Source organism: Rubinisphaera italica (assembly GCF_007859715.1).
Lineage (GTDB): Bacteria > Planctomycetota > Planctomycetia > Planctomycetales > Planctomycetaceae > Rubinisphaera > Rubinisphaera italica.
Map to the genome: position 1 here is coordinate 4,331,102 of NZ_SJPG01000001.1, position 13,389 is coordinate 4,344,490.

Below are 13,389 nucleotides of genomic sequence, written 5' to 3' on the forward strand. Positions count from 1 at the left end.
TTCAATTTCACTATTGAGAAATTGAATTATTTGATTTCTGTTCTTGATCAATTTATCCATAGTAATTCTGATAGGAAAAATTGGTTTCACATATCGAAAGTCGGTTTTGATAGACGTTCTTAATATTTCTTCTGGAAACTCGGTTTACGCCAGGTGCGGCCTTCTCGTGTGAGTAACCGATCCGCTTCGTCAGGCCCCCAACTGCCGGCCTGGTAGAATTCGGGATCTTTTGTGCGGTTCTCCCAATGGTCGAGGACTGGAGTCACAAATCGCCAGGCCGCTTCGAGTTCATCGCTGCGGGTGAAGAGGGTCGAGTCGCCCCGCATCACATCGAGCAGGAGTCGTTCGTAGGCTTCGGGCATATCGATTTGAAATGCATCGTTATAGGCAAAGTCCATTGTGACCGGATGGATCTGATACTGCATGCCTGGACGTTTGGTTGAGCATTGCAGCATGATGCCTTCGTAAGGCTGAATGCGGAACACCAAGGTATTCTGCTGAGCCTCAACCATTTCGCACATGTCGCCATCGCACTCAACGGTTGAGAACAGATTCAGCGGTGGCAGCTTGAATTTGATCGCGATTTCAGTTCCACGAGCGGGCAGGCGTTTCCCGGTTCGCATGTAGAAAGGCACGCCTTCCCAGCGCCAGTTGTCGATCCGGGCTTCCATCGCGACGTATGTTTCCCGACGGGAAATTTCCGGGATCCGTTCTTCATGGCGGTATCCTTTGAGGACCTGCCCATCTTTCTCGGCAGCCGTGTATTGACCGGGGATCGCCCAGTTATCGATGTTATCAGGATCTCCGGGGCGGAGTGCCTGAAGGACTTTCAGTTTTTCATCGCGAATATTTTCACCACGGAATAACGAGGGAGGTTCCATCGCGATCAAGCAAAGTAATTGCAAGACGTGGTTCTGCAGAACATCCCGCAGTGCTCCCGATTGATCGTAATAGCCGCCACGTCCACGCTCCATCCCCTGCGATTCGGCCACGGTAATTTGTACATTGTCGACATGATTTCTATTGAGCAGAGGCTCAAATATCGAGTTTCCAAAGCGGAACAGCAAGATGTTCTGTACGGTTTCTTTACCGAGATAATGATCGATACGATAAATCTGCTTCTCAGCCAGCAATTTGCTGAGATTGGCGCTGAGTTCCTGTGAGGATTTCAGGTCGTGACCGAACGGTTTTTCGACAACAACGCGTAACCAGTTCGGGGCATCTGGGGCAGGAATCATTCCCGCTTTTGAAAGGGCCTCGACAGAAGGCTGAAACAGTTGAGGAGCGGTCGCCAGATAGACGATTCGTTGTCCGCCCAAACCATTTTCTTCTTCCAGTTTCTCCAGCGAAACTTTCAGAGCATCAAACTGCTCCGGTTTTTCCAGATCGACTTCCCGGTAATGTAAAGACTGGGAAAAGAGATCCCAGTTTTCCTGAGTGACTTCCCCGGTACGTGACGATGTTTTGACGGCTTCTAACATTTCGCCGCGATACGATTCGTCCGTCTTTTCTCTTCGAGCCACTCCTACAATTTGAGTGCTTTTGGGGAGATATCCTGTTTTCCAAAGCGTGTATAACGCAGGAACCAGTTTGCGAGCCGTCAGGTCGCCCGAGGCTCCGAAAATGAGGATGGTGGCTGGCTTCGCTAAAGCCTCTGTCGGTGTAGATGCGGAAAATTGCATGATGTATTGCCTGGCGAAATCGTTGTCGCTTATGAAAGTTTTCACAAGTTTAGTAGTCAGAGTCGAGCGGCCCAGTGCGGCCAGCTGAATCCATCATATGGAATCCAGCGAACCACATTTGCAGCTTAACGCTTTTGAGCGACAATGTCAGCAATCCGACAACATCAATTCCAACGAGTAATTTCGTTGAACGCCTGAGTGATCTGACTTCGGAGCATCCGCTGTTCGAGTTCAGGAGCCACCGAGACCACTTTTCGCAGCAGAGCAAGTGCTTCTCCTGGATAACCGGCTTTGAGCGAAATTAAAGCCAGGTCACGCCGGGAAGCGTACTGGGAAGGATTGAGCAGCAGGAGACGATTTTGCACGCGCAGGGCATGCTCCCACTTCTGTTGTTCGATATAGAGTACTTTCAGGTTGTTGAGCATGCGTGTGACAATAGTGCGATGACCGACAGATTTTAGACCGGATTTGGCGTCGCTACGAGAAACATCGGCAATCGTCTGCACCCAGTCGACACATTCGTCGTATTGCATGTAACGACCTGGGGTATAGGCATCGAGAAAGACCGGGCCTTCGATGGTTTCGAGTCGTGTCAGAAAATGAGCCGGTGCAGCGACACCTTCCAAATCGATGCCTGCGCGTTTTGCCACAGCCATATATAGGATGGACAGACTGATCGGGATGCCACGGCCGGTTTTGATCACACTATTCATAAAGCTGCCATCGGCGGCCTGAAAAGCGGCGTTATCGCCGCGTAATCCGTGCCTTGTCCCGATTGTCTCTGCAAGAAACTCGATCTGCGAATACGGTTTCTGGAAGGAAGATGTTTGCTGACGAATTTCGTCTGCCCGTTCATCGATCCAGACGAGGGAGTGGTCGAAGTCGAGATCGGGATAATAGTCGCGAGCCAATTCGAGAGCCGCGACAGACAGATCGATCTCTTCGTAACGATCACAGAGTTTCAAAAACTCGGTGTCTTCAACAAATTCCTGGCGTATTTCTTGTAGATTCATCGGTCCAACCGGAAATTTCAATCCTTGAATAGTCTTGCCACGTGCTTCCTGAATAACGTTCTAGGTCACTTCAGGGGGTGACATCCATTAATCGCATCCTACCCGGACTGGCACGAGAAGACAATCGGAATTTGGAGAGTGTAAATCATTCTCAAATGTGAGTCAGAAATCGCTGTTGCTAAACCACTTTACGAATTAGAAATGTTGCAGAGAGATGTGCAAACGATGTTCTGTTTTAGCAATGAACTGAGCAAAATCTCGAATATTCTTAAATATAATGTTCGTCACTGCTACAACTCAGTGGCTCCCAGTTTCACCGTCAATTCTTTCATTGCGTTTTTTCGACGAACGGTAATTTTGATTTCGTCCTCGGGCTGATTCGATTTCAAAGCCGCGACAAGGTCTCTGAAGTTTTTTACGTTCTTGCCATCGCACTTTGTAATAATGTCTCCCGGTTTGACTCCCGCATCTTCGGCTGGGCCATTCGGACTGACTTCTGTGATGATACAACCATTACCGGTGGCATCGCGACCGCGAATTCCCAGATAAGCCTTTCGTGGAGGAGCGGGTTTGGAATTGTTATCGGAGTCTTCATCGTGTGTGTCACCTTCGTTCAACTCTTCCCAGTCTTTTAAGTAGACTTGAACGGGGACGTGATAATTGATGCTGTTACTGACACCGATACGACTGTGAATCCCGACCACGCGACCATTCAAATCGAAGAGTGGTCCACCGGAATCTCCACCGACGAGTGAACAGTCTGTTTGAATTGTTCGGGGAGTGATTGAGAGAGTTCGACCGAGCCGAATGACAGGAAGTCGACTTGTTTCGTATCCGTTGGGATGACCAATCGCAACGACCCAGCGTCCCGGTTTTGCGAATTCATTGGTCGCCATCGGAATGAATTTGTAGGGGCCCTTGCCATCGAGTCGCACAATTGCAGCATCGGCTCGAACATCGAGACCAACAACAGTCGCGCGATGTCGGCGTCCATCTGTAAATACAATGACGACTGAGTTTCCAACTTCACCCACGACATGAGCGGCTGTCAGAATATGCCCCTCAGGGCTGATCACCACACCGCTTCCCTGACCGCCACCAACTTGAATATTAACAGTGGCAGCCTGATAGTCAGGGATTAATTCGATGGTCGCTTCTTCGAGAAGTTTTAAATCCTGGGGAGAGAGTGGCAAATCATCAAATGGGATCCGATCTATTTCAGGATCGAGTTGTTTGAGGGCCTGTTTCGGAATTTGATCTGCAACAAGATCATTCTCGGCAACATTTGCATCGGTCGCAATCTTCAGAGCGGTGCGGCTTGTGCCAAGAGATTTGCTACCCAGGTCTGAAACTCCCTGAGCCAGACTCGATGAAATCTCAACGACCAGCAGGGATGAAAACACGATCAATAAACATCCAGCCTTTACTGTTCCATTGCAGATCTTTTTCATAGATTTATTTCTCTCGATGTTTTGTTATGTTGTGAACGCAATGGCACCCGCATCATGATATCTGAATTTTTAAAAGCGGCGAGTGAATAATCATTCTATTGCAACGCAAATTCTGCTGAAAATCAAATGGAATCTTATCGACAATGAAAATTCTCCCCACCTCCATCGCTGATTGCTCGATTGTGGAACTCGATGTATTCGGCGATTCCCGAGGTTTCTTTATGGAAATGTATCGTCAATCCAGGTATACCGAATTCGGTATCGATGCGAACTTTGTTCAGGATAATTATTCCCGTTCACGGCTGGGAACTTTACGTGGGTTGCACTATCAATTGAAAAACCCACAGGGGAAACTTGTGCAAGTTCTGCAGGGGGAAGTGTACGATGTGGCAGTCGATTTGCGGGAAGATTCTCCAACGTTCCGGCAATGGACGGGCGTTCGATTGAACGCACAGACTCCTCAGCAGCTTTACGTGCCCCCCGGCTGTGCTCATGGGTTTTATGTTCTGAGTGACTCTGTCGATTTTCTCTACAAATGCACCGCTGACTACGATGCTGCCGACGAACATGTCCTGATGTGGAACGATCCACAAATTGGGATAGAATGGCCTATGACAGGAGATCCGATCCTTTCGGAAAAGGATAAAAAAGGTTTACCTTTTACTGAATGCGCGACTTACCCCGCAGTTTGATCGGCTGCTCGCTCGAATAGTTCCTGCGTCTCGAACATCGGCAAGCCGACGACATTTGATAAGCTGCCTGAAATTTGTGAGACAAATAAATTGCCCAGCCCCTGAATGGCGTACCCTCCCGCTTTGCCACGTGGTTCGTCGGTCTGCAGATACCAGTCTACTAAGGCTGAGGAGGCCTGCTGCATCTGCACAGTAGTCGTCACTAGTGTCTCGAAATTTTTCTGATTTCGATTGCGTATCGTGACAGCTGAAATCGCCTGATGGGATTTGCCGAGATAATAATTTCCAAACCAGAATTTGACGGTAGCAGCATAATCCATTTCTGGAGGCTGCCCGAGTACGAGATAATGATTATTCGTCGGCTCGACAACAATGACCGTATCAGCAGTCAGCAGGTAATCATACTTCTGACCCTTGCATTGCCGGGCAACGGTTTCATTTTTGAGACGTGAGATGCGTTGAATCTGCTGATGGATACCTTCGAGGGAATGGATTCTATCAAACGACAATTCTTCTGGATCATCGGGTGGTAGAATTTCGATCCTTGCTTCAGGATAGAGTCGTTCGAGCAGTTCCCGGCGTTGCGGTGAACGCGACCCGAGAATGATCGTCTTGCCTGATAGATCTGACATATTCATGATTATTCTAACGATCCTCTGAACACACAAGCTGGAAGCCTGTCTTTTAACACCCCTCAACCATTACCCTTCAACAGTACTGTAAAGTTACATCGTAACGTTTTATCTGATCTCGTTCGAATTCCGTATTGGAGATTCGCAGATTCATTTTATGATGCAGATCACATTCAAACCATCTGGTATTGCGGCCGCATACGAAATATCGACTGATCCTATTATTAACTCAGTAATTAGCACTGCTGGGCATGCCAGCAGTGGCACACAACGAGAAGCTTGAATTGGAACGATCTACTATGGAGCGAATTCGTTAATGCAATTTTCTGTATTGTATTTATTTGCGGAATGGATTGTCCGCATCCTGGTCATCCCAGTTATCGCCTACCGCTATCGCCCACCTTCGGCGTTGGCCTGGATTGCCGTGATTTCGTTTCAACCGATGATCGGCCTGGCCTTGTATATCATCTTCGGAGAAAACCGTCTCCCTCGTCGACGAATTGCCGAACACGCTCGGCGTCGTCGCGCGCTGCAACTGGATATGTGGCCGATGCTCCAAAAGTACTGCGTCGATCCTCAGTCTGGAATTGATGGGCAATCCAAACATCAGCTCTCAGTTCAACTGGGCGAGATGCCGGCTGTTGCCAACAATGACTTTCAACTGATCGACGATACTTCCGAAGCGATTGACCGGATTATTCAAGATATCAATGAAGCCAAGGTCTGTGTTCATCTTCTGTTTTACATCTGGCGGGATGATGAAATCGGTCGACGTGTGACCGATGCCATTATTGAAGCGGAGAAGCGAGGCGTCGAGTGCCGCGTGCTGGTGGATGCGGTTGGCTCCCGTCGCTTTTTGAAATCGCGAGCCAAAGATTTGCAGGCCGCAGGTGTGGAAATGTTTCCGATCCTCCCGGTGAACCTGTTCCGCAGACGCTTTCACCGGATTGATATGCGGAATCATCGCAAGTTGGTCGTGATTGATGGCAAGATCGCCTACACCGGCAGTCAGAATATTGTCAATCCCGACTACGGCACCAAAAAGTTGATTTGGCACGATTTGATGATGCGTCTGCAGGGGCCTATCGTCATGCAGTTGCAGGCTGTCTTCCTGACCGACTGGTATGCAGAAACCAATGCGGAACTCGAAAAAGCAGAATGTTTTCCGACGCCGGAAGCTGCGGGTGAGGAAACGCTGCAGTTATTTCCAAGTGGTCCTACTTATCACACAATGAATCTGCATCGACTGATTGTGGCAATGTTGTATCAGGCCCGCAAAAAAGTGACCATTACAACTCCTTATTTCATTCCCGATGAATCGTTGCTGCAGGCGATTGAAGTGGCTCGTTTGCGTGGAGTACAAATCATACTTGTGTTGCCAGAGAAGTCTGACCAGATTCTCGTCAGTGCGGCCCAACGCTCGTTTTATGGTCAGTTGCTTGAGATGGATGTCGAGATCTATCTATTCACAAAAGGATTATTGCATTCCAAAACACTGACCATCGATAAAACATTTGCACTCGTCGGCACCAGCAATATGGATATCCGCTCGTTTGCTTTGAATCTGGAAATGAACTTGATCCTGTTCGATGAAGAAACGATTCAAAAAATCTCGGATCAACAGCAGAAATATCTCGAATCGGCTTATCCAATTCATCTCAATCACTGGGGCAATCGTGGCTTCTTCAAAACATTCGGGGAAGCAATTGCCCGCTTGATGGCTCCGCTTCTTTAAAAAAAACGAGGTACGGCAAAACTGCCATACCCCGTTGCCCCATTTTATTATTACCGTCACTTTGACGTTTATCGTCGAGAGTTGCTCGACGATGACGCCTGACGACCATTGCTGCCAGCGGCATAGTAGATAGCCGGGTCGTCAATGATGAATTCGGTAGACCACGTTTTCCCATCGTCCTTATTCACGTTGTTGAAGAACATCGTGGTGAACGTGTGGGCTTTGTATCCGTAGGGATACTGTGAGGTAATCAGATCAGCTGATGTCAAATCGTCCACGCCTGGGCTGGCGTAATAGTGGACGGCTCCGTCTGGAGAGAAAGACATTCCCAGAGTCCACCAACCTGGTTGACTGATGTGAGGACCGGGGATTACGTTTCCTGTGTGATCACCACGCACGACAATCATTGCAGAGTCATTTTCAAACTTGCCATCGGTCTTGCTGTGGAATTGAATGAACATGCCTGGCCAGTATGGCTCGACAGTATCGACCATGGCGGTGCGGAACAGACGTCCGAAGAGGCCACCACGGTTGCTCCGACCGCCATCTCTTGAACGAGGATCTGTAATCGGAAGATCCTCTTCTTTCTTGATCGTTGTTCGCAGGTCGGCACGGACGCCGAAGTGAGATCCAGTACGATCTTCCCACTGATCCCATTCAGGCAGATAGATGCGAACGACACAACTCGGTGACCAGGAAACTGGAACCGGGCGAGTGTTGATCAATAGATCGTCCTGCTGTTGTTCGTAAGTCACACGACCGGGAATCCCGGTGTGCAGTGATTTCAAAGACAAAGCGTACTGGCTGCCTTCGAGGCCACCTGGTGGAGTTTCAACGCGAACGACATGATCTGGAGTTCCCCGTTTAGGGCCTTCTCGCCATTTTTTGTTGCTTGAATAGGCCAGAGGACCACGGACTTGCTCGTCCTGTTCCCGGCTACTTTTGGGCATGTTGTAATTGAATTTCCAGTTTCCGGTTTCAAAGTCGTCGCTTTGCGTTGTCGACTTCGATCCAGTGCCTGGAACATGCTGGGCCTGCACAAGGCTGCCGCAGCAAAGTGTGATAGCAGTTGCAAAAGCCAGACTGCGAAGGACTGGTGAAAGCATCGGTATTATCCCCTCCCTGAGATTGGACTGTGTCATATCATCCGTCGAGAGCGATTCCCTCTGCCCTCGGATCACTACGCAGAACTCCGCCTGACATAATGAATTGAACGGTCTTATCGCGGTACAACGCCATGCGCATGTACGGCTCCCTATCAATGAATATCGGATAAACCAATTTCCCTGATCACCATAAATCCAACTTTAATTCAAAATTTCGTTTTCACCGTTATTTACAGATCAGTACACAACGCCAATTAGGTTCGTTACAGTCGGAATCAGGAGTTTTCACATCGCAAGGAGTCAATCATGCAAAAACTACAATACCGCTCGCTGTTGTTTGCCATCACCCTTTCCTTACTCGGTTCCCTGACGTCTTCGGTTCGTGCTGATGGACCTCAAGATAATATCCCGGGCGAAGTCCGAGCCGTACCACCGGTGGGAATATCACTGAGTAAACAGGACCATCAGGAATTGACGACAGGCATCGATCAACTCGATGGAATGATCGAGCAATTGCGAAAACGAAAAGATGCCCGCACCCCGGCTCTCCTCCCAGATGTTGAAATCTTCGCACGAGCCTTGCGACAGAATATCGAACACTCGGAACTCTATTCGGATAACGAAGTTAAAGCGGCCAAATCGGTTTTAGCAGAGGGAAAGCGTCGAGCAGAGGCGTTGCTGGAAGGGGATGCTCCCTGGACAACTCAAACCGGACTGGTCGTTCGCGGATATCGATCTCGCATCGATAACACCGTTCAACCGTACGGCCTCGAAATTCCTCACAATTATTCGTTCGGACACAACGACAAGTTCAGACTCGATCTCTGGTTTCATGGTCGCGGTGAAAAAACGCTCGAAACGAGTTTCATCAACCAGCGGATGAACCGTCGCGGACAATATCAGCCCGCTAACACGTTCATACTGCATCCCTACGGACGCTACAGCAACGCCTTCAAGTTCGCAGGCGAAGTCGATGTGCTCGAAGCTCTTGAACATGCGAAACAGAATTACCGGATCGATGAACATCGGATAGCCGTTCGCGGGTTTTCGATGGGCGGTGCAGGCTGCTGGCAAATGGCGGTCCACTATCCCGATCTCTTCTTCGCCGCCAACCCGGGAGCAGGTTTTGCCGAAACTCCCGAGTTCCTGAAATCCTTCCAGCAGGAGACGCTCAATCCGACCTGGTACGAACAAAAACTCTGGCGAATGTACGACTGCACGGATAACGCTCTCAATCTTTATCAGTTACCCGTGGTTGCTTATAGCGGAGAACTCGATATTCAAAAGCAGGCCGCAGATATTATGGAACAGGCGCTCGCAAAAGAGAATATGCGACTCACGCACATCATCGGTCCGGAAACCAAACATGCGATTCATCCCGAATCGAACAAGATCATCACCGCAAAACTGGACATTCTCGCAGAACACGTTTCGCTCGATCCTCCCCAACAATTACGATTCATCACGCACACATTGAAGTACAACAAACTGCACTGGCTCACCGTCACCGGACTGGAACAGCATTGGGAACCGTCCCGCGTCTATGCCGAACTCGTACCCGAAAACAAACGCATTCTGGTTTCCGTTCAGGGTGTCACTGGACTGGAATTAAACTTCCCGGCTGGAACGTGCCCCTTTCCGCTGGATCAGAAAATCGAAATTCATCTCACCACCAAATATCAAAGCCGTCCATCTCTGCACAAGCAAATCCTGGAGTTGGATCGCCCGGGGACAGATCGTTCCTGGTCCTGTTCCTTACGATGGGCAGGCCGTCAATGGGTTCAACAGTCAGTCGAGCCAACCGGATTAAAGAAGAAGCATAATCTGCAGGGACCAGTCGACGATGCCTTCATGGAGTCGTTTACCGTCGTCTCCCCCACCGGAACCAGCTGGCAAGATCAGGTCGGCGACTGGGCAAGCTCCGAACAAGAGCATTTCGTGCAAGAATGGCGACGCCACTTCCGCGGCGATGCCGTTGTGGTCGACGATACAAAACTGACCGACGACAAAATCGCCAACTCTAACCTCATTCTCTTCGGCGATCCCTCCAGCAATCAATATTTGGCAAAGATTATCGACCGTCTTCCACTGGAGTGGACCGAAGAGAAATTGCTATTCAAAGGCAAATCCTACGATCCAGCCATCCACGCCCCGATCCTGATTTTCCCGAACCCCGAAAACCCGAGCCGTTACATCGTCCTCAACAGCGGCTTCACCTACCGAGAATACGCCTACCTCAACAACGCCCGCCAGGTCCCCAAACTTCCCGACTGGTCAATCATTAACCTCAACACCAAACCGAATGCACTCTGGCCAGGACAAGTGGTTGAGGCAGGGTTCTTTGATGAGTATTGGCGGTGAGAGAGAACCAGAAAGTTCAACTTAACAGGGTTTGGGTGGCTGTGGTCGAAGCGAAGCCTCAGAAAAACGGCTATCCATTCTTATACTTAGTTGCTTTGTTTTCCGTGAGCTATCGGTTTCTGTGGTCGTACGAGTTTTATGAGAACTTCACCAGAGGTGACAGATGCTCCTGGGGTAACAACAATTTCATCTACGATGCCGCTGTAAGTAGCAGGAATTTTGTGGAACACCTTCAGACTTTCGACGATTCCAATGATGGTGTCGGGGAAACAGAAGTCGCCCTGCTTAATAAAAGGAGGCTCATCTGGAGCGGGAGCACAATAGAACTTGCCTGCAACTGGCGATGCGACTTTGAGTGGCAGAATAGAATCGAGCCACTCAAAGTCACAACTGCGAACAGACCTCATTTGGAATAGATCTGATTCTGATTGGATCAATTGAGCTTTTGCATCACGAACATCGAGTTCTGCAATCAGGTGTTTTCCACGAGGGTCTTTATTTGTCACCAGCCAATGCGCGTATTCTCTAAGTAAGTCGATGTCACCGGGTGTTGATTGAATCCGTTCATGAAATGAATGTTCATCCATAAGTCATCAATAGCTTGGCTGTATGAAATGATTTAAAACACACGTTTGGGGATGCTGTTGTGGCATTTCACGTCACTGGATCATACCCATACTTCTCCAACGCAAATTTCATGCGCGTGTTGATGACCTCAGCCAGCACAGGATCGGTGGCGAATTCGTTCTTTTTGTATTCTTTCTGTCCGGCGACATACTTCTCAATTTCCGGTTGGACGTGATCGAAAGCCGGCAGGCTCAGGTCTTCGTAGACTTTTCGCATGTGCTCGATCGGGTTCTGTTCGAGATCTTCGTATTTGATTTCGGTCAGGTGGCCTTCGGGGATTTGCTGTTTGTCCTGCTCGTACGTGCGGATGCACTGCTCGTAGGCTTCGTAGATCAGTTCTTCGTTCCGTTCGAGATTCAACCGGCCGAGGGCGTTGGTCTGGAACATCACGCCCCGCAGATAGATCGTTGAGCGAATGACATCGTAGGGATGTCGGTGGATGTAGACGAACTTGGCATCCGGAAACAACTCCCGCAGAATTTCGATGCGGTACGTGTGTCCGGGAGATTTGAAAACGATCGGCTTGTTGTTGCGGATGGTCAGCTTTTTGGCGAACGTCATTAACGCCTGCTTCCACTCTTCCCGCTCTTTGGGATCCGCGTTTTTGAAATCGAAGTAGTCTTCGTAGCGTTCGCGGTGTCCCTGAAAAGCCAGGTTGCGATAGGGGGAATATGTGGTGGTGAGCAGCAGGGCCATTTCGTCTTCCTGCGGCAGCTTCCAGCCGGTCTGCATATTGTCCATCGGCCGTTTTTTCGGGACGATGAAATTCGTCAGGCCCGCCATCGTTTTCTCTGTGGTGAGAAAATGATGGGCGAAGATGCACTCGTAGAGATTCGGGTAGGTGAATCGATCGTCGAGGGTCATCAGGTTGTGTAGGTAGGTGGTGCCGGAACGCCAGTGGCCGAGGACAAAGACGGGAGGCTGAACTTCGGTCTGCTCAATCTGTTTGCGAAACCGCATTTTTTCGATGGGAGCCCAGACCGAATTGTGGACCGTCATAAACAGGGTTGGCAGGATGCGATGGAGTTGTGTCCAGTGCAGTTCCGCTCCGACTCGGATCAGTTTCGCGAAATCTCCCATTCGCATGCCGTGCCAGATAACGAGTCCCCGTTGCGAATTACGAGCAGCTTTGGGAGCGTGGGAAGCAACGTGTTCAGCCATAGGTATCACAGTTTCTTGGTATCGATGCCCCGGAAAGCCAATTTTCAGGATCAGTTTTCAGTTTCGACGATGGCATCCATCAACAGTTGTGGGTATAAGAATTGTAGAGCGAAGATCATTACTCAAACCATTTTTGACTTGAGACCGCTTCAATTTACCCCAAAACACAAACAATTCCCACCAAGGAGAACGCCCATGCGACAAATCTCTCTCATCCTCGTAGCGACTGTATCTCTGTTATCGATGGCATCAACCTTGCAGGCTGGTGAGGACGGGTGGGTTTCTTTAATGGACGGAAAGACATTCGACGGCTGGAAGATCAACGAACATCCCGACAGCTGGAAAATTGAAGAGGGGGCCTTTGTGTGTCAGGGAGAACGCAGCCACCTGTTCTATGTGGGAGATGACAAACCGTTTAAGAACTTTGAATTCCAGTGCCAGGTGAAAACTCTGCCAAACAGCAATGGCGGGATTTACTTCCACACCAAATATCAGGATGAAGGCTGGCCCAAAGGAGGATTTGAATGTCAGGTGAATAACACCTACGAAAAAGACCCGAAGAAAACCGCCTCAATTTATGCCGTTTCCAACATCCTGTACGATTCCCCGGCTGTCGATAACGAATGGTTCGATTACAAAATCATCGTCAAGGGAAATCACGTGCAAACCCTCATTAACGATAAAGTCTGCGTCGATTACTACGAACCACCGGGAGCTCAACCGGGGGAAGGCTTCGACCGTGTGCTATCTTCAGGAACTTTTGCTTTGCAGGCTCACGACCCCGGCAGCAAAGTCTATTTCCGTGATATCAAAGTGAAACGCCTGCCGGAGTAGTTCAGAATATTATAAGGGGGCTTGCTCAAGGAGCCGCCCTCACATTTTACAAATCAAATACCAGCACGAAGCGTAAGCGAGTGTGTTCTTCTCTC

At 49.4% G+C, this 13,389-nt stretch carries 11 protein-coding genes; 4 read left to right on the forward strand and 7 right to left on the reverse strand.

Features of this window, described 5'->3' with window-relative positions; all coding sequences use genetic code 11:
- Nucleotides 1-119: 119 nt before the first annotated feature.
- From zwf to Pan54_RS16235, 3 genes are all read right to left on the reverse strand, one after another.
- Nucleotides 120-1,682 carry a glucose-6-phosphate dehydrogenase gene (gene zwf, locus Pan54_RS16225; protein WP_146504474.1) on the reverse strand — a complete coding sequence of 521 codons (1,563 nt, stop codon included), beginning with the start codon at nucleotides 1,680-1,682 and terminating at the stop codon, nucleotides 120-122.
- 164 nt (nucleotides 1,683-1,846) lie between these two features.
- Nucleotides 1,847-2,695 carry a SirB1 family protein gene (locus Pan54_RS16230; protein WP_146504475.1) on the reverse strand — a complete coding sequence of 283 codons (849 nt, stop codon included), beginning with the start codon at nucleotides 2,693-2,695 and terminating at the stop codon, nucleotides 1,847-1,849.
- Nucleotides 2,696-2,985: 290 nt separating this feature from the next.
- Nucleotides 2,986-4,146, reverse strand: coding sequence for a S1C family serine protease (locus Pan54_RS16235; protein ID WP_146504476.1), 1,161 nt, complete (start codon nucleotides 4,144-4,146; stop codon nucleotides 2,986-2,988).
- A 143-nt stretch (nucleotides 4,147-4,289) separates the two neighbouring features.
- On the opposite strand from Pan54_RS16235, the gene rfbC reads away from it, so the two are divergent.
- The gene (rfbC, locus tag Pan54_RS16240; RefSeq protein WP_146504477.1) at nucleotides 4,290-4,838 is read left to right on the forward strand and encodes a dTDP-4-dehydrorhamnose 3,5-epimerase; all 549 of its coding nucleotides are present in this window, start codon (nucleotides 4,290-4,292) and stop codon (nucleotides 4,836-4,838) included.
- Here the strand turns inward: rfbC and Pan54_RS16245 are convergent.
- Entirely contained in the window at nucleotides 4,823-5,470 is a 648-nt protein-coding gene (locus tag Pan54_RS16245) for a Maf family protein (RefSeq protein WP_165441809.1), read from the reverse strand. The genes rfbC and Pan54_RS16245 overlap by 16 nt on opposite strands.
- Nucleotides 5,471-5,786: 316 nt before the next feature.
- Between Pan54_RS16245 and cls the strand changes: the two genes are divergently transcribed.
- Complete coding sequence (gene cls, locus Pan54_RS16250; protein ID WP_146504479.1) at nucleotides 5,787-7,205, forward strand: cardiolipin synthase; 1,419 nt, start codon at nucleotides 5,787-5,789, stop codon at nucleotides 7,203-7,205.
- 68 nt (nucleotides 7,206-7,273) lie between these two features.
- Here the strand turns inward: cls and Pan54_RS16255 are convergent, their stop codons facing one another.
- Nucleotides 7,274-8,311 (reverse strand): hypothetical protein, encoded by a 1,038-nt coding sequence (locus Pan54_RS16255; protein ID WP_146504480.1) that lies wholly within the window; start codon nucleotides 8,309-8,311, stop codon nucleotides 7,274-7,276.
- A gap of 306 nt (nucleotides 8,312-8,617) precedes the next feature.
- Between Pan54_RS16255 and Pan54_RS16260 the strand changes: the two genes are divergently transcribed.
- Entirely contained in the window at nucleotides 8,618-10,672 is a 2,055-nt protein-coding gene (locus Pan54_RS16260) for a prolyl oligopeptidase family serine peptidase (protein WP_146504481.1), read from the forward strand.
- Between the two features lie 86 nt (nucleotides 10,673-10,758).
- Here Pan54_RS16260 and Pan54_RS16265 read toward each other — a convergent pair whose 3' ends face one another.
- Both Pan54_RS16265 and Pan54_RS16270 read right to left on the reverse strand, forming a co-directional pair.
- Nucleotides 10,759-11,259 carry an acetyl-CoA carboxylase biotin carboxyl carrier protein gene (locus Pan54_RS16265; protein WP_146504482.1) on the reverse strand — a complete coding sequence of 167 codons (501 nt, stop codon included), beginning with the start codon at nucleotides 11,257-11,259 and terminating at the stop codon, nucleotides 10,759-10,761.
- A 67-nt stretch (nucleotides 11,260-11,326) separates the two neighbouring features.
- On the reverse strand, nucleotides 11,327-12,460 hold the full coding sequence (locus tag Pan54_RS16270) for a sulfotransferase family protein (protein WP_146504483.1): 1,134 nt from the start codon (nucleotides 12,458-12,460) through the stop codon (nucleotides 11,327-11,329).
- Nucleotides 12,461-12,655: 195 nt separating this feature from the next.
- Between Pan54_RS16270 and Pan54_RS16275 the strand changes: the two genes are divergently transcribed.
- Nucleotides 12,656-13,294 (forward strand): 3-keto-disaccharide hydrolase, encoded by a 639-nt coding sequence (locus tag Pan54_RS16275; RefSeq protein WP_146504484.1) that lies wholly within the window; start codon nucleotides 12,656-12,658, stop codon nucleotides 13,292-13,294.
- The last annotated feature ends 95 nt before the right edge of the window (nucleotides 13,295-13,389 follow it).

Bases quoted from the DNA above. Each gene is read 5' to 3' on its own strand.
- Pan54_RS16245 (WP_165441809.1), bottom strand. From the start codon at position 5,470: ATGTCAGATCTATCAGGCAAGACGATCATTCTCGGGTCGCGTTCACCG.
- cls (WP_146504479.1), top strand. From the start codon at position 5,787: ATGCAATTTTCTGTATTGTATTTATTTGCGGAATGGATTGTCCGCATC.
- zwf (WP_146504474.1), bottom strand. From the start codon at position 1,682: ATGCAATTTTCCGCATCTACACCGACAGAGGCTTTAGCGAAGCCAGCC.
- Pan54_RS16230 (WP_146504475.1), bottom strand. From the start codon at position 2,695: ATGAATCTACAAGAAATACGCCAGGAATTTGTTGAAGACACCGAGTTT.
- Pan54_RS16255 (WP_146504480.1), bottom strand. From the start codon at position 8,311: ATGCTTTCACCAGTCCTTCGCAGTCTGGCTTTTGCAACTGCTATCACA.
- rfbC (WP_146504477.1), top strand. From the start codon at position 4,290: ATGAAAATTCTCCCCACCTCCATCGCTGATTGCTCGATTGTGGAACTC.
- Pan54_RS16260 (WP_146504481.1), top strand. From the start codon at position 8,618: ATGCAAAAACTACAATACCGCTCGCTGTTGTTTGCCATCACCCTTTCC.
- Pan54_RS16235 (WP_146504476.1), bottom strand. From the start codon at position 4,146: ATGAAAAAGATCTGCAATGGAACAGTAAAGGCTGGATGTTTATTGATC.
- Pan54_RS16265 (WP_146504482.1), bottom strand. From the start codon at position 11,259: ATGGATGAACATTCATTTCATGAACGGATTCAATCAACACCCGGTGAC.
- Pan54_RS16275 (WP_146504484.1), top strand. From the start codon at position 12,656: ATGCGACAAATCTCTCTCATCCTCGTAGCGACTGTATCTCTGTTATCG.
- Pan54_RS16270 (WP_146504483.1), bottom strand. From the start codon at position 12,460: ATGGCTGAACACGTTGCTTCCCACGCTCCCAAAGCTGCTCGTAATTCG.